General features: G+C 61.1%; 20 protein-coding genes. 9 read left to right on the top strand and 11 right to left on the bottom strand.

Annotated elements, in window-relative coordinates; translation table 11 throughout:
* Positions 1 to 13: 13 nt before the first annotated feature.
* The gene (locus tag QRN60_RS13725) at positions 14 to 1,261 is read right to left on the bottom strand and encodes an MFS transporter (RefSeq protein WP_112495139.1); all 1,248 of its coding nucleotides are present in this window, start codon (positions 1,259 to 1,261) and stop codon (positions 14 to 16) included.
* A 92-nt stretch (positions 1,262 to 1,353) separates the two neighbouring features.
* On the opposite strand from QRN60_RS13725, the gene QRN60_RS13720 reads away from it, so the two are divergent.
* Positions 1,354 to 2,277, top strand: a complete 924-nt coding sequence (locus QRN60_RS13720; protein ID WP_003504744.1) for a LysR family transcriptional regulator — start codon at positions 1,354 to 1,356, stop codon at positions 2,275 to 2,277.
* Between the two features lie 27 nt (positions 2,278 to 2,304).
* On the opposite strand, the gene QRN60_RS13715 is transcribed toward QRN60_RS13720, so the two are convergent.
* From QRN60_RS13715 to QRN60_RS13680, 8 genes are all read right to left on the bottom strand, one after another.
* Positions 2,305 to 4,098 (bottom strand): adenine deaminase, encoded by a 1,794-nt coding sequence (locus QRN60_RS13715; protein ID WP_020810853.1) that lies wholly within the window; start codon positions 4,096 to 4,098, stop codon positions 2,305 to 2,307.
* Positions 4,095 to 5,015, bottom strand: coding sequence for a nucleoside hydrolase (locus tag QRN60_RS13710; protein ID WP_020810852.1), 921 nt, complete (start codon positions 5,013 to 5,015; stop codon positions 4,095 to 4,097). Before QRN60_RS13710 ends, QRN60_RS13715 begins: the two co-directional genes overlap by 4 nt.
* A 2-nt stretch (positions 5,016 to 5,017) precedes the next feature.
* On the bottom strand, positions 5,018 to 6,043 hold the full coding sequence (locus tag QRN60_RS13705) for an ABC transporter ATP-binding protein (RefSeq protein WP_112495138.1): 1,026 nt from the start codon (positions 6,041 to 6,043) through the stop codon (positions 5,018 to 5,020).
* Entirely contained in the window at positions 6,036 to 6,815 is a 780-nt protein-coding gene (locus QRN60_RS13700; protein WP_003504740.1) for an ABC transporter permease, read from the bottom strand. Before QRN60_RS13700 ends, QRN60_RS13705 begins: the two co-directional genes overlap by 8 nt.
* Positions 6,812 to 7,639: an ABC transporter permease gene (locus QRN60_RS13695; protein WP_003504739.1), complete on the bottom strand. Its 828-nt coding sequence runs from the start codon at positions 7,637 to 7,639 to the stop codon at positions 6,812 to 6,814. The genes QRN60_RS13700 and QRN60_RS13695 overlap by 4 nt, the downstream gene beginning before the upstream one ends.
* Positions 7,640 to 7,808: 169 nt before the next feature.
* Positions 7,809 to 8,831 carry an ABC transporter substrate-binding protein gene (locus QRN60_RS13690; protein WP_020809003.1) on the bottom strand — a complete coding sequence of 341 codons (1,023 nt, stop codon included), beginning with the start codon at positions 8,829 to 8,831 and terminating at the stop codon, positions 7,809 to 7,811.
* Positions 8,828 to 9,889, bottom strand: a complete 1,062-nt coding sequence (locus QRN60_RS13685) for a LacI family DNA-binding transcriptional regulator (protein ID WP_080864557.1) — start codon at positions 9,887 to 9,889, stop codon at positions 8,828 to 8,830. Before QRN60_RS13685 ends, QRN60_RS13690 begins: the two co-directional genes overlap by 4 nt.
* Before the next feature lie 135 nt (positions 9,890 to 10,024).
* Positions 10,025 to 10,945 carry a LysR family transcriptional regulator gene (locus QRN60_RS13680; RefSeq protein ID WP_020809004.1) on the bottom strand — a complete coding sequence of 307 codons (921 nt, stop codon included), beginning with the start codon at positions 10,943 to 10,945 and terminating at the stop codon, positions 10,025 to 10,027.
* A 96-nt stretch (positions 10,946 to 11,041) separates the two neighbouring features.
* Here QRN60_RS13680 and QRN60_RS13675 point away from each other — a divergent pair, with 96 nt between their 5' ends.
* Entirely contained in the window at positions 11,042 to 12,229 is a 1,188-nt protein-coding gene (locus QRN60_RS13675; protein ID WP_020809005.1) for an acyl-CoA dehydrogenase, read from the top strand.
* 222 nt (positions 12,230 to 12,451) lie between these two features.
* Here the strand turns inward: QRN60_RS13675 and QRN60_RS13670 are convergent, their stop codons facing one another.
* Entirely contained in the window at positions 12,452 to 14,518 is a 2,067-nt protein-coding gene (locus QRN60_RS13670; RefSeq protein ID WP_077998773.1) for a TonB-dependent receptor, read from the bottom strand.
* A 295-nt stretch (positions 14,519 to 14,813) separates the two neighbouring features.
* Here QRN60_RS13670 and QRN60_RS13665 point away from each other — a divergent pair, with 295 nt between their 5' ends.
* On the top strand, positions 14,814 to 15,590 hold the full coding sequence (locus tag QRN60_RS13665; RefSeq protein ID WP_020809007.1) for an IclR family transcriptional regulator: 777 nt from the start codon (positions 14,814 to 14,816) through the stop codon (positions 15,588 to 15,590).
* 2 nt (positions 15,591 to 15,592) lie between these two features.
* On the opposite strand, the gene QRN60_RS13660 is transcribed toward QRN60_RS13665, so the two are convergent.
* A complete protein-coding gene (locus QRN60_RS13660; RefSeq protein WP_113100873.1) occupies positions 15,593 to 16,894 on the bottom strand; it encodes an NtaA/DmoA family FMN-dependent monooxygenase in 1,302 nt (433 codons plus the stop codon).
* A 214-nt stretch (positions 16,895 to 17,108) separates the two neighbouring features.
* Between QRN60_RS13660 and QRN60_RS13655 the strand changes: the two genes are divergently transcribed.
* The 6 genes from QRN60_RS13655 to QRN60_RS13630 all read left to right on the top strand — a co-directional run bounded on the left by QRN60_RS13655 (position 17,109) and on the right by QRN60_RS13630 (position 22,290).
* Positions 17,109 to 17,909 carry an ABC transporter ATP-binding protein gene (locus QRN60_RS13655; RefSeq protein ID WP_020809009.1) on the top strand — a complete coding sequence of 267 codons (801 nt, stop codon included), beginning with the start codon at positions 17,109 to 17,111 and terminating at the stop codon, positions 17,907 to 17,909.
* Positions 17,906 to 18,919, top strand: coding sequence for a FecCD family ABC transporter permease (locus tag QRN60_RS13650; RefSeq protein WP_020809010.1), 1,014 nt, complete (start codon positions 17,906 to 17,908; stop codon positions 18,917 to 18,919). Before QRN60_RS13655 ends, QRN60_RS13650 begins: the two co-directional genes overlap by 4 nt.
* Positions 18,916 to 19,980: a FecCD family ABC transporter permease gene (locus QRN60_RS13645; RefSeq protein WP_020809011.1), complete on the top strand. Its 1,065-nt coding sequence runs from the start codon at positions 18,916 to 18,918 to the stop codon at positions 19,978 to 19,980. The genes QRN60_RS13650 and QRN60_RS13645 overlap by 4 nt, the downstream gene beginning before the upstream one ends.
* A gap of 23 nt (positions 19,981 to 20,003) precedes the next feature.
* Entirely contained in the window at positions 20,004 to 20,957 is a 954-nt protein-coding gene (locus QRN60_RS13640; protein WP_020809012.1) for an ABC transporter substrate-binding protein, read from the top strand.
* Between the two features lie 222 nt (positions 20,958 to 21,179).
* Entirely contained in the window at positions 21,180 to 22,019 is an 840-nt protein-coding gene (locus tag QRN60_RS13635; RefSeq protein ID WP_020809013.1) for a siderophore-interacting protein, read from the top strand.
* A complete protein-coding gene (locus tag QRN60_RS13630; protein ID WP_020809014.1) occupies positions 22,012 to 22,290 on the top strand; it encodes a phosphopantetheine-binding protein in 279 nt (92 codons plus the stop codon). The genes QRN60_RS13635 and QRN60_RS13630 overlap by 8 nt, the downstream gene beginning before the upstream one ends.
* Positions 22,291 to 22,327: the final 37 nt, after the last annotated feature.

Below are 22,327 nucleotides of genomic sequence, written 5' to 3'. Positions count from 1 at the left end.
CGGCGATGGCCGCTCAGACGCGCAGCGCGCTCGGACCGGCAAGGCTGGCGAAAATTCCGGCAAGCGCGCAGCCGGCGGTGATCGCCATGATGCCGGGCCAGCCGGCATGGATCCAGAACCAGCCACCGATCCAACCGGTGATGCTCGCTCCGCAATAATAAAACAGCAGATAAAGCGCGGAAGCATGGCTTTTGGCGCCTCCCGCATTGGCACCCACACCACTGCTGGCAGCCGAATGCCCAATGAAAAATCCGACGGTTATCGCCGCAATCCCCGCCACGATGAGGATGATGCTTGAGGCGAAGGTCAGCAGGATACCGGCAAGGATGGTGGAAAAGGCAACCACCAGCATGATCCGCCGGCTGAACCGGTCGACCAGAGCACCGCCATAGGAGGAAGCGACGATACCCAGGGCAAAGGTCAGGAAGATCATGCTGACGGCGGTGCGGCCCAATTCGTAAGGCGGCGCGACGAGGCGAAAGGCGCAATAGTTGAAAACGGTGGTGAACACGCTCGTCAGCATCGCGCCAAGGAAATAGAACCGCCGAAGTTCAGGATTTCCAAGATGTTGCGCCCATATTCTCAGATGATTTTTCAGCGGCATGTGCTGCGGCCGGAAATTCCGCGAGGGCGGAAGAAGCAGCAGGAAGCCGATGGCCGCAAGGATGCAGACCGCCCCCAGCGCATACATTGCGACCTGCCAGGACGTATAGGCGGACACCAGCCCCATGCCGACACGCCCGGCCATGGAGCCGAAGGCCGTGCCGCCGACATAAAGCCCCATCGCCTTGCCGAGACTGGAAGGTTCGATCTCCTCGGCAAGATAAGCCATGGCGACGGCGGGAACGCCGCCGAGCACGAACCCTTCCAGCGCGCGGGCGGCAAGCAGCCATGCCCAACCTTCCGTGCTTGCTGCAATGATATTGGCGATAGCGGCCAGCATCATCGAAACGAACATCAGATTTCGGCGGGTGAAGAGCTGGGCAAAAGCACCGCTGAGAAGAATGGCGAAGGCCAGCGTTCCCGTCGTCAGCGACAGGGCGAGCGATGCGGTTGCGGGGTTTATGCCGAATTCCGCCGGAAATTCCGGCAGCAGCGGCTGCACGCAATAAATCAGCGAAAAGCTGGCGAAGCCGGCCAGAAAGAGCGCCCAACTCGCCCGGCGAAACTGGCGGCTTCCCTGCCGGATCCAGAGCACATCCGGCGGCTCCTCCGTCATGACGATCGGCGGGGCGAAATCCTGTTTTTTGAGCTGGCGCATCGGGTTTGTCCTTTTCGCTCCCAGCTATAGCGCAGCTCCGTCTTTCATTCTAATATATGGAATGCGTTCCTGTCATATCTGGATCTAATATCATGGAACTCAGGCACATCCGCTATTTTCTGGCCATCGCCAATGAAGGCAGTTTTACGCGGGCGGCAGAACATCTGGGAATCGCGCAGCCGCCGCTCAGCCAGCAGATAAAGGTTCTGGAACAGGAAATCGGCGTGCGGCTATTCCGGCGTCTCGCGCATGGCGCGGAACTAACGCCGGCGGGTCATGCGTTTCGCATCGCGGTGACCCATATTCCGCATCAGGTGAGCGAAGGTATCCGGCTTGCACGCAGGGCGGCGGCCGGTGAAACCGGTATCCTGAGAATAGGCGTTACCGGCACGGCGGCGCTCAACCCTCTGGTTCCGGCCTGCATCCGCACTTACAGACGCAAATACCCTGACGTAGAACTTCAGGTGATGGAGGCAGCTGCTCTCGCACTGACGCCGGCCCTACTTGAAGATCGGCTGGACGTGGCGCTGCTGCGCCCCTCACAATCCGACCCTGATACGTTGCTCGAGGAAGTGCTCACTGACGAACCGCTTCTGGTCGCCCTGCCGGCATCCCATCCACTCGCGCGGCGCGGAACCGCCATAGACCTGATGGAACTGCGCGACGACCCTTTCATTCTGACGCCACGCAGCATCGGCACCAGCCTTCACGATGCATCGATAAAAGCCTGCGAGGAGGCTGGATTCACGCCGCGTCTCGGGCCGGCTGCACCGCAAATCGTCTCGATATTGTCGCTGGTCGCGGCCGAACTCGGGGTTTCCCTCGTTCCGGAATCCGTCGCACAAGTCAAAATGCACAACATCGTCCTGCTGCCCTCCAGCGGTCCGCCGCCACAGCTTTCCATATCGCTCGCCTATCGGCGCGGAACGACATCGCCCGTGGTGAAGAATTTCGTGATGGCAGCGCGCATTGCCGCGCGTGAAACACAGACGCCTGACGGGCCCAAGGTGGAATAAATCGCAGCCCGCAGATGCGAACCGCCGCTATTCGAGAACCGCAAGCACCGGGCTTTCCATCACCCGTCCCGTAAGCACATCGGCAATGCCCATATCCGTCTGGTGAGGACCGATATTGCAGGCGAGCGTGGCACCGAAACAGGCCTTGAAAACGAGATAGGGCGGTTGCCATTCGACCACCTTGCCGACAGCGGCGCGCAATTCCTCGAAAGCCTGTGCTACGTCTTCAAGCGGCGCATCGGAAACGAGGCCGGAGAGCGCCAGGGGTAGAAGCGCGGTCACCTTACCCTCAGAGGCGACAGCCATGCCGCCGCCTGTCGCAATCACCGCATTGGCGGCCAGCGCCATGTCTTCGGCATTACCGCCGACGACAGTGAGGTTGTGGCTGTCATGCGAGACGGTGGTGGCGAAGGCGCCGTTCCAGCGTCCCCAGCCGGTAAGGAAGCCGGTCCTGGTAATTGGCTCGGCCTTGCCGTGGCGGTGGGTGACGGAAATCATCGTGGCGCCTTCGGGGGGAACGACAAAACCATCCTTCACCTCGGCTTCCGCCTCGCCCCATTGCGTGAAGCGTGGGCGGTCGATGGTGGCAAGGCGCACCCTTGCGCCCTCGCAGGCAACCCTGAAATCATGGGCTGCGCGCAGCGGCAGCTTCATCGAGCCTTCGAGCGCCGTCGCATCGCAGGCTGGAATGTCGACGAGCATATGCCCGGCTTCCGCAACCGCCCTGCCACCGGCCAAGACATGACGGGTTGAAAAACCACTCAAATCCTCGAAGACGACGATATCGGCGCGGCGACCGGCGGCGATGAGGCCGAGATCGGCACGGCCAAGCCTTTGCGCAGCATTCAGTGTTGCGGCGCGCAGCGCCCATTCCGGTTTCAGGCCATAACGGACAAGGCGGCGCACCACATCATCCAGCCCGCCGCCCCGCAACAGATCGTCCGGGAAAACATCGTCAGTGCAGAGCGTCAGCGTCTGCGGCAGGTGGCCGAGCGCATTCAGCGCCTCCACAAATTCCGGCAGCAGATGATCGTGCGAGCCGCGCAGCTCGATGGTCAACCCCGCCCGAAGCTTCGCCATCAGGTCTTCAGCCGAGACCAGCTCGTGATCGGAAGAAACACCGGCCACCATGAAGGCGTTGAGATCGGCGTCCTTCAGGCCGCGCGCATGGCCACAGATCAGCTTTTCCGAGACGAGACCGGCCTGTACGATGCCGCTCATGCGCGGATCGCGGTCGATGACGCCGCGCATGTTCATGATTTCCGCAACCCCGCCAATCTGCGGCCATGACAGGATATCAGCGAGAATTCCGGCATCGAAATCAGCGCCGCCGCGCTCCAGCCCCGGTGCTGATGGCACTGAAGAGGGTGCAAGCAGAATGGCGCGCAGCGGCAGGTTTTCGATGGATTTCGCCGCCCAGCGCACCCCTTCGACACCATGGACATTGCCGAATTCATGCGGGTCCCAGACGATAGTGGTGACGCCGCGGGCAACCACGGCTGCCGCATAGGCAGCGGGCGTTATCATCGAGCTTTCGATGTGCATATGCGTGTCGATCAGGCCGGGCGAGACAAAGGCGCCCAACGCGTCGACGAGCTGCGCAGCATCGCTGCGGCTTGCCGGTTCGTGAACGCTGGCAATTAGCGGACCGACAATGCCGATATCAGCGGCGCGAAGCTCCCCCGTCACCACATCCACCAGCGTTCCGCCGGTAATGAGAACATCGAAAGCCGCATCGCCGCGCGCAGCGGCAACCGCGCGGGCGCGCAGCGCATCGTCGTTGAGATCGACCGGCTCGCGTATCGGGGATTGTGCACTCATCGGGCAGCCTCGCGGCGCAACGCCTCGAGAACCGCAGCCTTTGCCGCTTCGGCATTCACGGTGTCGGCGAAATGCGCGTTGAAGGCGGCAACCTTGTCGGCGCGCGGCTCAACCACCGTTCGCCCGCGCGTTAGCGCCGCGTGAAGCTCGACATCGATCCGCGTATAGCGCCAGCCAAGCAGCTCGGAGGTGAAGCCGACAGCGGCAACGGGATCGTAAAGCGCCATGGCCGGTCTGCCGCGTCTCGTGGCGATGCCGATGAAACCTTCCAGCAGGTCGGCAATCAGGCCGGCGTTTTTGCCGCCAGCATTTCGGATCGGCAGCACATCGGCTGGCGAGGCGGTGACCTTGCGGCAGGCGTCCAGATCGACCATGCGCAGCGGCAGGCCGTGAGAAAGCACGATGGCCAGCGCTTCCGGATCGGCAAAGGCGTTGAATTCGGCAGATGCGGTGTGGTTGCCGCTCGTCACGCCGCCACCCATCCAGGTCAGATCGGAAATTTTCGCGGCAAGATCGGGCCGGGCAAGGCAAAGGGCGGCGATATTGGTAAGCGGGCCGAGCGCGAGGATGCGCTTTTCGCCTGCCCCCTCAAGCCAGCCGCACAGCGCAGTGAAAGCGTCGCTTTGCGGCAGAGCGGGCGCATCCGGCAGGCTACGGCCGACGGTCGGAATGCCGCTGTTACCCAGAATGCATTGTGCGGTTTCGAGCGCGCCAAGGACGGGTTTGGCACGGCCCTGATGGAGGGGCATGGACCAGCCGAAGGCGGCGACCGCGCCTGCGGCGTTGCTGCAGACAACATCCAGCGTCGCATTGCCGAAGACCAGCGAAATGCCGTCTATGGCAAGGCCTGCCGATTGCACCACCATGATGGCGGCGATATCGTCAAAGCCCATATCGGTATCGATCCACACACCCATGATCAGCCAAACACCTTGAGGCTTGCCGCCTTTTCGACCGGAAGGTCGAAGGCGAGCGTATCACCGATCGTATGGGCGGTCAGCGCAGCATCGGTCTCCGCCTTGATGGGACCAAGCAGCGTATCCAGCAGGTACTCACGGGTATTTCCGGCAAAGGATGTGCCGCGCACGGTTCCCTGGAAAGGACCTGAACCAAGGGTGACCATGCGCGGCCGCCAGGCCAGTCCAGATGCTGAAGGGACTGGTCCGGTAAGCGGTGTTGTGCCGTTTTCGGTTTTCAACGCGCCGCCTTCCAGCGCGAAGATGTTTTCAAAGCCGACGAAATCCGCCACGAAGGCGGAAACCGGCGCATTATAGATCTCTTCCGGTGTACCGATCTGCTCAATCTTGCCGCCCTTCATGACGACAATACGGTCGGCCAGTGCGAGCGCCTCGATCTGGTCATGGGTGACGAAGATCATCGTCACACCGGTTTCCTTCTGCACGCGCTGCAATTCGGTGCGCATTTCAAGCCTGAGGCGCGCATCAAGGTTGGAGAGCGGCTCATCGAGCAGCAGCACCTTCGGCTCCATGACCATGGAGCGCGCCAGCGCCACGCGCTGCTGCTGGCCGCCGGAAAGCTCGGCCGGCTTGCGCGATGCGAAGTTCGACAATCCCACGGACTTCAGACCGGAGGCGACCTTGTCATCAAGCGCCTTGCCGTTCATGCCCTTGAGTTTCAGGCCGAATGCGATGTTTTCGTAAACCGTCAGGTGAGGAAACAGCGCATAGGACTGAAACACCAGCCCGACGGCGCGCTTGTTGGCGGCGACGCGGGTGATATCGGCGCCGTCGAGATCGATGCGCCCGCCCGCCACCGGCATCAGCCCGGCAATGGCGCGCATCGTGGTGGTCTTGCCACAGCCGGAAGGACCGAGCAGCGCGAGAAGTTCACCCTTGCGGATATCGAGGTCGAGATCCTTGACGGCGATGCTGTTGCCGTAGGCGAGCGAGACTTTTTGGAGCGAAAGGTAATTTGCGTCAGACATAACGGGAGAACCCCAGAAAACGTTCGGCCAGGAAGACGATGCCGATGGAAAGGAAGGCGAGCAGCGATGAGAGTGCAGCGACAGACGGATCGAAGACGATTTCCATGTAGCCCAGCATGTCGATGGGCAGCGTGCGCACGCCCGGACCCGACAGGAACAGCGACACGGGCACCTGATTGAAACTCGTCACGAAACCGAGGATGAAGGCCGACAGGATGCCGCCGCGAATATTGGGCAGCACCACACGGAAAAATGCGCCAAACCGCGACGAGCCGAGCAGCACCGCCGCCTCCTCGATATCCGAACGCAGATTGTTGAGGCTGGCCGAAACCACCCGTACCGCATAGGGCAGGATGAGCGCCGTGTGCGCGAGAAACAGGGCAAGCGTGATGCCGATGCCGAAGGGAACGACGAAATAGCGCAGCAGCGCCAGACCGACGATGATACCCGGCACGATGATCGGCGCCGAAACGATCGTGCGCACGGTTTCCGCAAAGGGCAGCTTGTAGCGCGACATGGCGTAGGAAGCGGGAATACCGAGGACGAGCGCCGTGAATGTGCCGCCAATGGCGAGGAACATCGACATCGCGAAGCTTTCACGGAAACTTTCGACGGTGAAGACCTTCGCGATCCATTTCAGTGAAAAGCCCTGCGGCGGAAAGGCGAGCGTGTCGCCGGCCGAAAACGAGGCCGCAACGATGATGAGGAACGGCCCGATCAGAAAGCCGACAACGAGCAGGAGCGTGAGCGGAATGAAGAGCTGCCGGGTCATTTCTTGTTCCTTGCGGTGGCGATGCGCTTCAGCAGGATATTGGCGGCAAAGCTCATGACGATCAGGATGAAGGCGATGACGCTGGCGGCGACGAAATTGTTGGAGACCGTCACCTGCTGATAGAGCAGGGTTTCCAGCATCAGCACCTTGGAGCCGCCGAGAATGGCCGGCGTGATATAGGCCGTGAGCGAACCGGTGAAGACCAGCGTGCCGCCGACAACAAGCCCCTCCTTGGTGAGCGGCAGGATGACCTTCCAGAACACCTGCAGCCAGTTTGCGCCGAGAACGCGGGCGGCTGCGATCGTATCCTTGGGCATATTCTCCAGCGCACTGATGAGGGAAATGATCATCAATGGCAGGAACAATTGCAGAAGGCCGATGAAAACAGCCGTTTCGGAAAACAGTATACGGATCGGCGCATCGCTCAGTCCTACCGCCTGAAGCGCCTGATTGACGATGCCGGTTCTGCCGAGAATGACGATCCAGGCATAGGTGCGGGCAACCGGCGAGATCATCAGCGGCAAGACGACCAGATTGACGACATGTCCTTTCGCGCCCTGCGACAGATTGACGATGGCGAAAGCCGCCGCATAACCCACCACCGCAGATACAATGGTGACGAGCGCGCCAAGCTTCAGGGTGCGCAGGAAAACCGCCCTGTTCAGCGGATCGGAGAAGAAATCGGCGTAAGCGGACAATGTCCAGCCGTCAGTGGTGTGAAAGCCTTCCGACAGGAGCATGAAGACCGGCACAAGAAAGACCGCCGCCGCGAAAATAGCGGCGGGCAATGCAAGCGCCAGCGCTTCGGCCCGGTTCTGAAACATCGCTTTATTCCCCGAACGGCCCGCGGCCGATTGTTACTGCAAGCGGTCATGGCCAGCTTGCGGAATTGAGAGGTGGAAAAGCGGTCAGGGGACGACCAAACCGCTTTTCCGGGAATGGAGCCGCCCTTTCGGACGTTTTAAATGCCCCATTCCAAACCTTGATAAGGACTTACTGGCCGACCTTGGCGTTCCACTCCGACAGCCACTTGTCACGGTTGTCGAGCGTCACGGCGGAAGGAATGAGCTGCAGGCTTTTTGCGGTTTCGTCGCCATAGGTGATGTTGTTCGCCACCTCGTCGGACACCTTGACTTCCTTGTTGGTCGGGCTGTCCACGAGCTTTTCGGCCAGCGCCTTCTGAACGTCGGTCGAGAGCCAGAAATCCATGAACTGCAGCGCCAGATCTTCGTTCTTCGTGCCCTTCGGCACCACGAGCACGTTCATGCCGCCGGTCTGGCCTTCCTTGGGGGTTGCCCAGGCAAGCGGCAGATCGAGCTTGGTAAAGGGCGCCCAGGAGAAGCGGCCGATGGGGGCGGCCCAGATTTCTTCCTGCTGCATGAGCTGCACCAGCTGCGACGATTTCACGTAGAACGTGACGAGATCGTCCTTCTTTTCGCCCACGGCTTCGATAGCGCCGGAGAGATCAGGCGTATCCTTGCCGATGGCCTTGCCCAGCATGTAAAGCGCCGGCGGGCCCTGATTGGTAGTGACATTCGGGAAAGCGACGTGGTCAACGATACCGTCCTTCAAAAGATCGGCCCAGCTATCGATCTTCATCTTGTCTGTGCGGTAAACGATTGACGTGGCGTAGAAATTGACGCCGACGCTCATGCCGTCGCCATTCGGATCCTTGGCGATGTCATAGAGCTTGCCGATATTCGGCACCTTGGCGGCATCGATCTTCTGGATCAGGTCCTTGCGGGTGGCGGAGAGCGCATCCGCCATGGAGACGATGGCGAGATCGACCACCGGATTGGCCTTGTTGGCCTCCATCTTGGCCAGCCGCTCGACACTGTTGCCGGTCTCGACGACCAGCTTGCAGCCGCATTGCTTCTCGAACGGCGTATAGACCAATTCCTTGAATTCGTCCTGCGCGAAGGCGTAGACCGAGATCGTCAGCGTCTTGTCCTGCGCCTGCGCGGCGCCCATCGTCAGCATCAGGGCGGTGCCCGATGCAAGAATGATTTTTTTCATGGTGTGAGTTCTCCTGCTGTCGTGTTTTTGGCTTCAATCGCATCATGCTTTTTTTCGCCGGTGGAGCCGCGCATGATCAGCGCCATCGGTACTTTCGTTATATCCGCGGTGACATCGACGGCGACGCCGCCTTCGCCGGCACCGTCAATCGCCCGCAGCAACGCCCCGACGGCAAGATCGGCGATACGGCCCATATCCATCCGCATCGTCGTCAAAGGCGGGGTGACCACGGCCGAAAAAATGAGATCGTCGAAGCCGGTGACACTGGCCTCCTCCGGCACATCGATGCCCTCGCGCTGCAATTCGGTGAGCGCGCGCAACGCATGCAGGTCGGAAACGGCGGCAAAGGCGGTAAAACCCTCGGCAACTTTTTCGGCAAGCCCGAGCCGGCAGCCCGCGCCGCCGGTCTTTTCGATGCCGTCTATCCAGAGCGTCTGTGTCATGCAGGCCTTGCCGAGACCGTCGCGGATACCGCCGAGGCGGTCGTTCTGCACATTGGAATCCCGGTTCTTGCCCACCAGCGCCACCTTGCGATGGCCAAGACCCGCCAGATATTCGCCAACCTGCCGGCCGCCATCCCAATGGTCGGCGGCGACCGTGTTGCCAGGCGTCGAGGGGCTGTCGATCACCGCGACAGGGCAATCGACATCGGCGATGCGCGTGCCACGGCGAGGAACGATGACCATGCCGTCCACCCCACGCTCGATCAGCCGGTTGATGGCATCCGTCTGCATGGCGATCTCACCGCGCGAGTCGGCAATCAGCACGCCGTAACCGGCATTAACGGCCGCCTTTTCGATGGCCTGCGCGATCTGCGGGAAGAGAGGATTGGCGATATCGGGCAGAACCAGCCCGAGAACACCGCTTTTGCCGGTGCGCAGCGCCCTGCCCGCCGAACTCGGCACATAACCAAGTTCGCTTGCGGTCTTGCGGATGCGCTCCACCAGTTCAGGCGAAACACGACCCTTGCCGGAGAGCGCATTGGACACGGTTGCCACCGACACGCCGAGTGCCGCTGCTATCGCGCTCAGATTGGTGGCAGGCCGTGAAGACGCCATGATGGTCCGAAGGGGCTGATTAAACGTTTAATCACGATAGTCCAGCTAAGCTCTCCTGTCGAGTCCGCAAGACGGCAAAACACGGCGAAAACCTGGGCATAAAGTCTAAATGCCCGAAAAAAAGTGCGATTATTTTTATGAGGCTGTCATGCTCGCCGCACGATAGGCCTCAACCTGCCGCACCAGCCAGTCGCGAAACAGCACGACCGGAACGTGATTGGCGCGCGAGAGCGGCGCTACCGCATAATAGGAGCTTGGACTTTTGGCCTGATGATCGAAGGCTTTTACCAGTTGCTTCGATTTCAGCTCGTTATCGATCAGGAAAAGCGGCATCAGCGCCACGCCGAGGCCGGCTATACAGGCCTGCGCCACGCTGGAAAACTGCTCGAAGCGCATGCCTTGCGGCAAGGCAAGCGACAGGCCGAGGCTTTCGAACCAATGGCCCCACGCTCCCGGCCGCGAGGCCATGTGCAGCAACGGCAGGGCGGCGATGTCCTCTCCCTTTTCGACGGGATGAGCGCTGAGGAATTGCGGGCTGCACACCGGCGCAACCATTTCATGCATCAGAAAGGTGCTTTCCGCCCCCGGCCAGTCCGCCTGGCCGATATGGATCGCCATATCCAGCTGCTCGCGCTCGAAATCGAATTGCCCGATGCGGGTGGCGAAATTGATGGTGATTTCGGGGTGGTTTGCGACGAAATCCGGGATACGCGGCAAAAGCCAGCGGGTGCCGAAGGTGGGCAGCATGGCAAGGTTCAGCGTATTGCCATGCGTTTTGGTCATGATCTGCAGCGATGCAGACCGTATCTCGCCGAGGGCGGAGGCAATCGATTTCGCATAAGCGCGCCCCTCGGTCGTCAACGCCACGCCGCGCGCGCCGCGTTCGAACAGGCGCACGCCAAGCTGTTCTTCCAGTGACATAACCTGCCGGCTGATCGCCCCTTGCGTGAGGGCGAGCTCCTCCGCGGCAGCGGAAAAGCTGCCGAGCCGGGCAACGGAATCAAAGGCGGCAAGCGCACTGGTGGACGGCAGGAGTTTGCGGCTGAGAGACGTCATGAGCCATTACTATATGTAATGCAAAAATGAGTAAACATGGCTTGTGCGGGCGGGCTTCGATACGAATAATCCGGCCAGCAAATCCGGAGGCATAAAGTGAGCGAACACGCAGCATTCAATTGGCAGGACCCTTTTCTGCTCGAAGACCAACTGACCGATGACGAGCGGATGATCCGCGACGCCGCCGCCGCCTTCGGCAAGTCGGAACTTTTGCCGCGTGTCTCCGAGGCCTATCTTTCTGAGACCACCGAACCGGAACTGTTCCGCCTGATGGGCCGGACCGGCCTTCTCGGCATTACGCTTCCGGAAGAATATGGCGCGGCCAATGCGAGCTACGTCGCCTATGGCCTCGTCGCCCGCGAGGTGGAGCGGATCGACAGCGGTTACCGCTCGATGATGAGCGTGCAGTCCTCGCTCGTCATCCACCCGATCTTCGCTTATGGCTCGGACGAGCAGAAGAAGAAATACCTGCCCGGCCTCGTTTCCGGCGAATTGATCGGCTGTTTCGGCCTGACCGAGCCGGATGCCGGCTCCGATCCCGGCGGCATGAAGACCCGTGCTGAAAAGATCGCCGGCGGCTATCGCCTGCGCGGTTCGAAGATGTGGATTTCCAACGCGCCGATCGCCGATGTCTTCGTCGTCTGGGCGAAATCGGAAGCCCATGACAACCAGATCAGGGGCTTCGTGCTGGAAAAGGGCATGAAGGGTCTTTCCGCCCCGAAGATCGGCGGCAAGCTTTCGCTGCGCGCCTCCATTACTGGCGAAATCGTCATGGATGGTGTGGAAGTGGGCGAAGACGCGCTGTTGCCCAATGTTTCAGGCCTGAAAGGCCCGTTCGGCTGCCTCAACCGCGCCCGTTACGGCATTTCCTGGGGTGTGATGGGTGCTGCCGAAGATTGCTGGTTCCGCGCCCTGCAATATGGTCTCGACCGCAAGCAGTTCGGCAAGCCGCTGGCCGGCATGCAGCTTTACCAGAAGAAGCTCGCCGACATGCAGACCGAGATCGCTCTCGGCCTTCAGGCTTCCTTGCGCGTCGGCCGGCTGATGGACGAGCATAAAATGGCGCCGGAAATGATCTCCATCATCAAGCGCAACAATTGCGGCAAGGCGCTGGATATCGCCCGCCAGGCCCGCGACATGCATGGCGGTAACGGCATCCAGATCGAATACCATGTGATGCGCCACGCCCAGAACCTCGAAACGGTCAATACCTATGAGGGCACGCACGACGTCCACGCGCTTATCCTCGGCCGGGCGCAGACGGGCATTCAGGCGTTTTTCTGAGGCTTTCTCGGCGTCGAGGAGTTAGGTTTTACAGAGGCCTGAAACCTCTCCTTCGTCATGCTCGGGCCTGTCCCGAGCATCTGCAACCGATTGATCTAACGCTACGTGGTTGGATCCTCGGGACAAGCCCGAGGATGACGGCGAGTGTGAAGGATTCTGCATCAAAAAAAGGCCTTCGAAGATCGCTTCGAAGGCCTTTTGCTTTTCAACTCAGGTGACGGCTCAGAACGTGCCGCGCACGCCGATGCCGAACATGCGCGGTTCGGTCATGCTGGCCTCGATGCCGCCAATGCCGCGGTTTTCCTTCATCAGCGTCGGGGCGCGCTCATCGAAGACGTTCTTGACGTAGGCGTAGAACTCAAGCTCGTCCTGGAACTTGTAGCTCGCCCGCACATCCGCGATCGTATAGGGATCGATCGCATAAACGGCCTTGTTGTCCGTGTCGGAATAATAACCGTCGAGATGGCGCACCTGGCCTGAAACGGTGAACTTGTCCGTCACATCCCAGCTTGCGCCGATGGTGAAGCTGTAACCCGGCGACTTGGCGAATTCCTTGCCGACATAGGCGGCGTTGCTGGAAATCTCGTCGATTTTCGTCTTCAGCAGACCGGCGCTGGCCTTCAGCGTCAGATTGTCGAGAACCCGGTAATCAGCCCCGATTTCCAGACCGTAAGCATGAGCCTCTTCGGCATTGACGGTGTAGGATTCGCTGATACCCGTGGAGACGACGACCGGCACGTTAAACTGGGCGTTCTTCATGTCCATGTAGAACAGGTTGCCGTTCACCGTCAGCGTATCGTCCAGCAGGCTGGCGCGGGTGAAGAGCTCGTAGTTCCAGATTGTTTCCTTGTCGAAGCTCCGCCATTTGCTGGTGGTCAGGTCGAATGCGACGCCGCCGGGGTTATAACCACGGCTGACGAGGCCGCCGACTGTCCAGTCGTCGTTGATGGCATAGGCCAGCGACGCCTTGGGCAGGATTTCCGAGAAGGTTTCGTCATAATTGACCGAGCTTCTGCTGGTGGCGCTCAGCGTCCGGTAACCGGCGCGCTGGATCTGGTCCTGCTGGTAGCGCAGGCCGCCCGTCAGGGTCCACTGGTCGGTCAGGCGATAGCTCAACTCGCTGAAGAGGCCGAGATTATCTTTGGTGTCGTTGAAGCGCGATGTTCCGCGCAGATAAAGCACCTCGTCGGCTTTCGTATGCGCGTAATAAATGCCCGCGACACCGCTCAGCACATCCTCTTGATCGCCAAAGGTGACGCGCGTTTCGTGCGAGGTGTTCTTGAGATCGACATCCGCATCGCCGTTATTTGCAATACCAACCCGGCGTTTGGCGGTGGAGGCGGAAAACTGCGTCTGGTTGAACAGTTTCACGCCGTTCTCGAAATCGTAATTGATATCGAGAATGCCGGTATTGGTGTACTGCCTGAAATTCGGCATCGTGGTGGTGATGTGGTTGAGATCCTCGAAGGGACGCGACGCCGCCTCCTGGCTCGGCCGGTTCGAAGCATTATAGGAATAGGTCAGCTTCGTCGAAAGGCCGGGGATTTCCGACGGCTCCCACAGCAGCTTGAAGCGGCCGTTGAATTCCTTGAAATCCTGATCGGTGCCGTCATGGGCAAATGCGGAATTGATATAATCGATGAAGGTATCGCGGCCGGAATAATCGATCGCCATGCGCGCCGCCAGCTCATCCTCGATCAACGGTCCGGAAAAGGCAAATGACGCCCGCTTCTGGTGATAATTGCCTATTTCGGCCTGATAGGAAGCCTCAGGCGTAAAGGTCGGGTCCTTGGTGTTGACGAGGATCGCGCCGGCGATGGCGTTGGCGCCCTGCGAGGTGGTCTGCGGGCCGCGGAAGACCTCGATGCTGTCGACATCCCAGATGGAGCTCGCGCCATAGATGAACTCGTTATAACCGAGATAATGGCCGTCGACATTGATCGTGGCGCGCGGCACCGTGCCGGTGAAGAAGGCGATGGAGCCGGTATTCGGTCCCTGTGTATCCTGTCCGCGGATGATGGGAGCGCTGACATTATCGGTATAAACGATGTTCGGGATATCCTTGATCGCTTCCGACACGGTCGGGTCGCCGGTCTTTTCCTTCCTGATTTCCTCGGCGGTTTTGACCGAAACGGACGAAGCCGTGTTCTTCATGTCGCGCGCCACTTTTTCACCGGTCACGACGATCGGTTTCAACACGGTCGTGCCCGCCGCCTCAGCCTGCTGATCCTGACCGAGAACCGGCGTCACAAACATCGTCGCCAGCGTCAGAGCGCTGACCCCGCTCATCAAACGACCGCTAGAGCTAAACCCCATCACACACCCCTAAAAAACATGAGTATTAAAGTCATATTCAAGTAACGGAAGCGTTATCCGTTTCGCAATAGAGAATGCGTTCTGTATTGCGGACAAAAAGGCTTCCGTAACGGGATGTGCCATATTTACAACAAAGTTTAATCAGCGCCTCGTCGGCAATCACGGCGTTGCGAATGAAAGCCACTGAAAAGTCCGCAGAAATCGATTCCGATTTTCACCCGGATGCGTTAGGCATTTCTCGATACACGGGGGAACAAGCTTGAACGCCATGGATGACGAAGCGGACGAAGCGCCCGAAAACGAGGGCGAAAAGCGCTCGGCGCTTATTCAATCCGTATCGATCGCGGCGCGTTTTCTCAACCTTCTCGCCAGATCGGATACGGCGCTTGCGCTTAGCGAACTGGCCAAACGCGCCGGCACCGGCCGTTCCACCGCCCATCGTTATATGCAGAGCCTGGTGCGGGAGGGACTGGTGACGCAGGACCCCGCAAGCGGCAGTTACGATCTTGGACCGGCGGCGCTGGGGATCGGCATCAGTGCGCTCCGGCGAATCAATCCGGTCGAAACCGCCGGTCGCCAGATGAAAGCGCTCGCCGCCCAAATCGGCGCCAGTTGCGGCGTGGCGATCTGGACCGAACGCGGCCCGACCGTGGTGCGATGGGCAAGAAGCGCCAGTTTTTCCATCAGCACCGTGGCGCTCGGCGATGTTCTGCCGCTGGATAACAGCGCCTGCGGGCTGGTCTTCCAGTCTTACCTGCCGCCGGAGAGGATAGCCGCGGTGCGCAAGCTGCAACCGGCGGCCTTTCGTGGCTCCCGCCCGGATGCCAGAGTTCTGGAAACCATTCGCGAGGTGGGTGGTGCGGAACTCAATGAACATCTGTTCTCCGCCCTGACGGGCAAGGCCGCGCCGGTCTTTGACGCCCAGGGCGAACTCTGTTGCGTCGTCACCACCGTATCCTTCGTGGCCAACGCCGAGGCCGAACAGCATTTTTCCCGACTGATCGAGGCGGCCAGACAGGCGACGGCCGAATCCGGCGGCGCATAAGCCTATTCGGCCAGATGTTCCGCGAAGGTGCAGCCGGAATAGGCCGTGCGGAACAGCCCGGCATCGGCGAGTTTCGGCAGCAACCGCTCCAGCACCAGCCGCATGGATGCCACCGAACCGCCGGGCACCGCGACAAAACCGTCACAGGCGCCGGCCGCCGCCCATTCGCGGATGGTCTCGAAAGCATCGTCAACCGTGCCGATGATCTGCCAATGGCCGGAACCCATCACCTCTGGCCGTCGCAGCAAATCGGCGACGCTCAGCGTCTCCCGTTCGATCAGCCGGCGCAGCAGATTTGCGTGGGTACGGCTTCTCGGTGTCTCCGGTGGCGGCGGCAGGTCAGATGCAGTCACGACCCGCTGCAATTGCCAGTCCGAAAGATCGAGGCCGGTCATATCGCGGATGGAGGCAACGGCGCGGCCGCGGTTGGCGCGGGCATGGGTTTCCGCAAAGAGCTCCAGCGCCTCCTTGCCGCTATCCGCCAGATAAAGGCTGAGGCCCGGCATCAGCTTCACACCGTCGGGGTTGCGGCCATGGCCCTCAGCACGCCGCCGCAAATCCGCCCGGAGCTCGATGGCAGCCTGCATATCCGGCGTTGAGGCAAAGACGGCGTCCGCCACCGACGAGGCGAAATCACGGCCTTCGGGCGAAGCGCCCGCCTGCACCAGCGGAATACGGCTGGCATGGGCCGGCAGGTTGAGCGGGCCTTTGACACTGAAATGCCTGCCCTCATGCGCGACCGGATGCACCAGCGAGGAATCGGCGAACCGCCCGCTTTCCCTGTCGAGTTTAAGAGCTTCGTTTGGAAAACTCGCCCAGAGCTGCTGTACGACCTGCGTGAATTCGGCGGCGCGCTCATAGCGCTCCTGCGGTGAAGGCATCTCTCTCAGGCCGAAATTTTCGTGCCCCTCCAGCGCCGTAACGATGTTCCACCCCGCCCTGCCGCTGCTCAGCCAGTTCAGCGACTGTATCTGGCGGGCGACCACATAGGGCGGCAGAAACGTGGTCGATACGGTGGATAACAGGCCGACATGGCTGGTTTCCCGGGCGATGGCGGAAAGAAGCATGGTTGGGTCCATGCTGGCAAATCCGCCGCCGGTTTCCAGCCCCTCGGTGCGCAGGAAAAGCGTATCCGGCCTAAACACGAAATCCACATGCGCGGCCTCCGCACGCTGCGCCAGATCGACGAAATAATCGCTGGAAAACACCCCGTTTATACCGCTGTCGGCACGCCGCCACGCCTCGCCGCTGAGCCAGGTTGGGGCCAGCGACATGCCGACATGAAGCTTGGTCGCGACTGACATGATGCACCTCGACTGAAATAACCGGTAAGAAATTCACGCCCTGAATCGGCAAATTTCGATTTGTGGAGAGTTTTACTATAGTTTAGTGTCGCTTCAAGACCACACCATCGCCCTTGCCGGAAAGAAACACGTTTTCTGCTAGTTCGATGTTTAAATTCAAATAGTTATAACGGCCGTGCGGCGTCTCGACGCATGGCCGCATGAATAACAGGAGTTGTATCCGGTGCTTGACGCCACGGACCTTCACGCCAGTTATGGCCATGTTCCCGTCTTGAGAGGACTGTCCGCCCGCTTCCGAGCCGGTCGCGTTACCGCGCTGGTCGGCCCCAATGGCTGCGGCAAGTCGACGCTGTTGAAGACCATCATGGGTTTCCTGCCTTTGTCATCAGGCAGGATAAGCCTGGGCGAGCGTTTGATCGGCGAGATCGGACGCCGGGACCTCGCCCGCCGCATCGCCTATCTGCCGCAGGAATGCCATTGCCCTGACTATATGACGCTTGGCGAGCTGATCGAGCTTGCCGGTTACGCCCGTTACGGTCTTGCAGGCGGCCCGACCGAACGCGACCGGGCGCTTTTTGCCGAGGCGCTGAAGACCGTCGGGCTGGAAGACAAGGCGAAAGCACAGGTCAACACGCTGTCCGGCGGCCAGCGCCAGCGCGCCTTCATCGCCATGGTGCTGGCGCAGGACACGGACGTGATCCTGATGGACGAGCCGGTCAACCATCTCGACATGAAGTACCAATATGCCGTTCTCGGCCTCGTGCGCGAACTGAGCGACAGGCACGGCAAGACGGTTATCGTCGTGCTGCACGATCTCAACCTCGCCGCCACTTTCGCCGATGATGTCATCATGCTGAAGGCCGGGCGGGTTCTGGCGTCCGGGCCGGTGACGAGTACGGTCACATCAGCCAATGTCGCCGAGGTCTTCGATCTCGAAGCCGATATCTTCTCCCGTCAGGGACGGCTCATCTGCGTGCCCCGGCTGGAGCGGCAGGAACAGGCCATTCCGGCATGACCTCTAAAATAACGCTGATTTTTGCCGCCGCGCTGCTGCTGGCCGCCATCCTCATCTTCAATCTGGTGGTGATGGCTGCCGAGATGCCGCTTGCCGAAATCGCGGCGACGCTCTGGCGTGGCGAGGCCGATACCTATCAGCAGTCGGTGCTTCTCTATCAGCAAATCCCGCGGTCGCTGATTGCGATTTATGTGGGCGCCACCACCGCCGTCAGCGGCTGCGTGCTGCAGGGGCTTGTCCGCAATCCCCTCGCCTCGCCCTCCACGCTGGGGCTGAATGCCGGGGCGACGCTTTTTGTGATCGCCGGCGCACTGGTGTTCGATTTCTCTCCCGAGGTGCAGGGGCTTGTGGCGCTCGCGGGCGCCGGTTTCGGCTTTGCCGCCTGCTTTTTCGTCGCGCGCCTCGCCGGACGATCAAACGATCCGCGCGGCCTGTCGCTCATCCTTTCCGGCGCGCTGGTTTCGATGCTGCTGATCGGCGTGACGAATGCCCTGCTTCTCTCCAACCCCACGCGGCGCGCCGAATTCCTGAGCTGGGTGGGTGGCAATATCAACCACGTCTATGCCGAGCGCCTGTTCGATTTCTGGTGGATCGGCGCCATTGCGCTGGTGATATTGTGGGCGGTCGCCCGGCCGCTGACGCTTGTTCTGCTGGGCGCGGAAAAGGCCGCTTCCGCCGGTGTGAATGTCACGCGCATTTCCCGGATCGCGCTTTTTGCCACCATGCTGGCCTCAGGCTCGGCGGTGGCGATCTGCGGCCCGATCGGTTTCGTCGGCCTCATCGTGCCGCATATGATCAGGCCGCTGGTGGGTGTGAATTTCACGCTCGCCTTGCCGGCGTCCGCCCTTGTCGGGGCAGGCCTCTGCGTGCTGGCCGATCTTGGCGCGCAAACCCTGTTTGCGCCCTATGTGGTCAATACCGGGCTGTTCATGGACCTGCTTGGAGGCCTCGTTTTCATCGTCATCGTCAAACGCTTCTATCTTTCGCCCTCGGCAAGGGGGCTTTCATGAAGCGGCATTTCGCCACCGACGGCAAAGCGGTGCTGCGGCTGCCAAGCGGCCTGCAGATCGGCATCGGCAATCTGAAAGCCGGCCTTGTCTTGATTGCGCTGGTGCTGGTGCTCGCCGCCCTGTCCGCCAGCCTCGGCAATACCGAAACCGGCCTCATCGATCTACTCCGCGGCCTCGCCGGCGGGCATCTCAGCGACGATCAGGCCTATGCGCTGTGGACGGTGCGGCTGCCGCGCATCCTGCTCGGTTTCATGGCCGGCTGGAGCGTGGCGCTGGCAGGCGCGATGCTGCAATCCGTCGCCCGCAATCCGCTGGCCGATCCCGGGCTCTTCGGACTGAGCCAGGGGTCAATGACCACCATCATGCTGCTTCTGGTGCTGGTGCCGGCCGCCGCCAAGACCCTGGTGGCGCTTGCGGCTATCGGCGGCGGTCTTGCCGTGGCCTTTCTTCTCATCGCGCTCGTCGGGCGCGAACGCTCGAGCGGTCTAGCCATATTGCTGATGGGGATCGCAATCGAATCAGCGCTTTCCTCCGTCTCATCGGTGCTTCTGCTCTATACGCCGGCCGAAACCTCGCTGGCCCTGGCGGACTGGATGGCGGGTTCGCTGTTTCAGGCAAGCTGGCCGACCATCCTCGTTTTCGCGCCCCTCTTCGGTGCAAGTCTTTTGGGTATTTTTCTCATCGGCCGGGCGCTCGCCGTTTTCGATCTCGGCAATGAAATGGCCATGGCGCTTGGCGAAACGGTCAGGCATTCGCGCCCGCTCGTCATTGTTTTTGCGGTGATCCTCAGCGCCGCTTCCGTCACGGCTGTCGGTCCTTTGACTTTTCTCGGCGTCATCGCCCCACATCTCGCCACCTTCGTTTCGCCGGCAGTCGGCCGCGCCAGACTTTTCCTCTCGGGTCTCACCGGCGGTATTCTGGTGGTAACCGCCGATACGCTGTCGCGCGGGCTGGTGGCCGATACGCCGATGCCGATCGGCCTTGCGCTGACGCTGATCGGCGTGCCGCTTTTCATCCTCACGCTGCGCCTGCAGGCGCTGCGCAGAACCAACAGCCACTGAAGATATCGAATAAAGGGAATGCCATGCGAATTGCCATCCTCATCGCCGCCATTCTGGCCGCCGGAACAAGCCTCGCCGCCGAGCGCAGTGTAACCGATGCCGCCGGCCGCAGCGTCTCCGTTCCGGAAAAGCCGCGACGCATCGTCGTCATGCACGAGCCGCTCTTGGGAGTGCCGCTGATGGATCTCGGCGCCAATGTGGTCGGCGCCTATGGCCGCAACAGCGACGGCAAATTCGCAACCGCCGTCGATTTCATCGATACGGTTCTGGGTGAAGGCCACGCAAAACCGAAAGGTTTCGGCGCCGTCGGCCAGATCGACCTTGAAAAGCTGCGGGCGCTGCAACCGGACCTGATCGTTGCCACCGAAATGGACAGTGGCAAGGCCGCGCAGCTTTCCACCGTCGCACCCGTCTATCTGCAAAAGGCAAGCGCCGGCAAAGCCTATGGCTTCAGCGTGGAGGAGGATCTTGCCGCTCTGGTCGGGCGAAGCGACGTCTACGCCGAGCGCCATAAGACCTATGACACCAGGCTTGCCGCGGTCAAAAAGGCGCTGGGCGAAGAGGCGAAAGGCAAGACCTATCTGGCGATCCTGCTGACCGACCAGATCAATGCGGTGGGCGACATGTCCGGCGCGGTGCAGGCGCTGGAGGATCTGGGATATGCCCGGCTGAAAATCGACAGCGCCGCCTCTTCGGGCGGAATGGGCTCGACCCTGGTGATGCCGCTCAGCGCCGATGCCTTCGGCAAGCTCAATCCCGATCTGCTTGTCGTGATGAACAGCTATACCAGCCCCGTCCGCGGCGAGGCAGGAACGCGCGCTGCACTTGAAAAGATCATTCCCGGCTGGGAGCGTTTCGTAAAACCGGCGCGCGAGAAAAGGATCGTCTTCCTCGATTCCACCAGGGTCACGACGCCTTCCATTCCGAGCGCCTTGCACACGTTGGACGAGGTCGAAAGCTGGGCCGGTCGCCGCTGATCAGTCGGCGGCAATGCAGTTTGAATCCGCAGCGATATAAACTTGAGTTTTTGAAGAAAGTTATATTGCGACAGCGGAAACCGCCTGTTATGGTTCGCGCATCTTGACGCAACGACGCCGGATCGCGTGCCGGAAAAATCCCGACGCGCGATTGTCCGGCCCGCCGATCCGGGACTGCGACACCGCCGACCCCATCGGCAATATCCCAGGAAAGACAACAGCATGAGCATGCCAGAAACGATAGGTTCCGCAACACCGGATCGCACTCCCAAACGCCATCGCCACGCCGTCGCGCTGCGCGCGCTCAATGTCGCGCGCGTCGAAAAGCTCAGCCGGTCCATGGTCCGCATCGTCCTGACCGGACCGGAACTGGAGGGCTTTGCGAGCCTCGGTTTTGACGACCACGTCAAGATGTTCTTCCCCCAGCCCGGCGAAACCGAACCGAGCCTGCCGGTGATCGGCCCGAACGGCATTGAATTCCCGGAAGGCGCGCCGCGCCCGCTGGCGCGCGACTACACGCCGCGCAGCTTCGATGCCGAAAAAGGCGAACTCGCCATCGATTTCGCCACCCATCATGACGGCCCCGCCAGCAACTGGGCGAAAGCCGCAAAGGTGGGTGACAAGGCATGGATCGCCGGTCCACGCGGCTCCTTCACCGTTCCCTTCACCTATGACTGGCATCTGCTGATTACCGACGATACCGGCCTTCCCGCGCTGGCGCGGCGGCTGGAGGAAATGCCCGAGGGTACCCGTGTCGTGGCGCTGATCGAGGTCGAGACGGATGCGGATCGGCTGGAACTTACGACGAAGGCGGACGCCTCGATTGTCTGGGTAACGCAAAAGACGGAAAACGGAACCGATCACGATGCATTGGCGGGCGCGCTGCGCAAGCTGGAGCTGCCGAAGGGCGACTTCTTCAGCTGGGTCGCCTGCGAATCGAGGACCGCAAAGGAGGTTCGCGCCCTTCTGGTCGAGGAGTTCGGCGCCAACCCCAAATGGACTCGCGCTTCCGGTTACTGGCGTCGCGGCGCCAGCGGCGTTCACGATCATTTCGATGAATGAACCGGTAATCGCGGCGGGTGCCATGCTGGAAGCGAAAACGATGATGACGGAACTCAAGGCCCTTCTCGCCAGGGTTCTGGATGATGAGGTGCGCGATATCGAACCGGGGGACAACCTGTTCGGCCGCGGGCTTCATTCGCTTGCCCTCATGCGCCTGATGCCGCCGCTTTCACAGCTTGCCGGGACGCGGCTCGATTATGACGATCTGGCCCGGCAGCCCACGCTTGCCGCCTGGCAGGCGCTCATCGAACGGTCGCGCGCGGGACATTGATCCCGCGAGAAAGATCAGCCGCTTTCCCAGGGCGGCC

Source organism: Agrobacterium sp. CFBP2214, from assembly GCF_030209895.1.
Classification (GTDB): domain Bacteria; phylum Pseudomonadota; class Alphaproteobacteria; order Rhizobiales; family Rhizobiaceae; genus Agrobacterium; species Agrobacterium radiobacter.
The sequence above is the reverse complement of the archived record's forward strand: the minus strand, read 5'-3'. Positions and strand labels throughout refer to the sequence as shown.

Bases quoted from the DNA above. Each gene is read 5' to 3' on its own strand.
- QRN60_RS13725 (WP_112495139.1), bottom strand. From the start codon at position 1,261: ATGCGCCAGCTCAAAAAACAGGATTTCGCCCCGCCGATCGTCATGACG.
- QRN60_RS13720 (WP_003504744.1), top strand. From the start codon at position 1,354: ATGGAACTCAGGCACATCCGCTATTTTCTGGCCATCGCCAATGAAGGC.
- QRN60_RS13715 (WP_020810853.1), bottom strand. From the start codon at position 4,098: ATGAGTGCACAATCCCCGATACGCGAGCCGGTCGATCTCAACGACGAT.
- QRN60_RS13710 (WP_020810852.1), bottom strand. From the start codon at position 5,015: ATGGGTGTGTGGATCGATACCGATATGGGCTTTGACGATATCGCCGCC.
- QRN60_RS13705 (WP_112495138.1), bottom strand. From the start codon at position 6,043: ATGTCTGACGCAAATTACCTTTCGCTCCAAAAAGTCTCGCTCGCCTAC.
- QRN60_RS13700 (WP_003504740.1), bottom strand. From the start codon at position 6,815: ATGACCCGGCAGCTCTTCATTCCGCTCACGCTCCTGCTCGTTGTCGGC.
- QRN60_RS13695 (WP_003504739.1), bottom strand. From the start codon at position 7,639: ATGTTTCAGAACCGGGCCGAAGCGCTGGCGCTTGCATTGCCCGCCGCT.
- QRN60_RS13690 (WP_020809003.1), bottom strand. From the start codon at position 8,831: ATGAAAAAAATCATTCTTGCATCGGGCACCGCCCTGATGCTGACGATG.
- QRN60_RS13685 (WP_080864557.1), bottom strand. From the start codon at position 9,889: ATGGCGTCTTCACGGCCTGCCACCAATCTGAGCGCGATAGCAGCGGCA.
- QRN60_RS13680 (WP_020809004.1), bottom strand. From the start codon at position 10,945: ATGACGTCTCTCAGCCGCAAACTCCTGCCGTCCACCAGTGCGCTTGCC.
- QRN60_RS13670 (WP_077998773.1), bottom strand. From the start codon at position 14,518: ATGAGCGGGGTCAGCGCTCTGACGCTGGCGACGATGTTTGTGACGCCG.
- QRN60_RS13665 (WP_020809007.1), top strand. From the start codon at position 14,814: ATGGATGACGAAGCGGACGAAGCGCCCGAAAACGAGGGCGAAAAGCGC.
- QRN60_RS13660 (WP_113100873.1), bottom strand. From the start codon at position 16,894: ATGTCAGTCGCGACCAAGCTTCATGTCGGCATGTCGCTGGCCCCAACC.
- QRN60_RS13650 (WP_020809010.1), top strand. From the start codon at position 17,906: ATGACCTCTAAAATAACGCTGATTTTTGCCGCCGCGCTGCTGCTGGCC.
- QRN60_RS13645 (WP_020809011.1), top strand. From the start codon at position 18,916: ATGAAGCGGCATTTCGCCACCGACGGCAAAGCGGTGCTGCGGCTGCCA.
- QRN60_RS13640 (WP_020809012.1), top strand. From the start codon at position 20,004: ATGCGAATTGCCATCCTCATCGCCGCCATTCTGGCCGCCGGAACAAGC.
- QRN60_RS13635 (WP_020809013.1), top strand. From the start codon at position 21,180: ATGAGCATGCCAGAAACGATAGGTTCCGCAACACCGGATCGCACTCCC.
- QRN60_RS13630 (WP_020809014.1), top strand. From the start codon at position 22,012: ATGAATGAACCGGTAATCGCGGCGGGTGCCATGCTGGAAGCGAAAACG.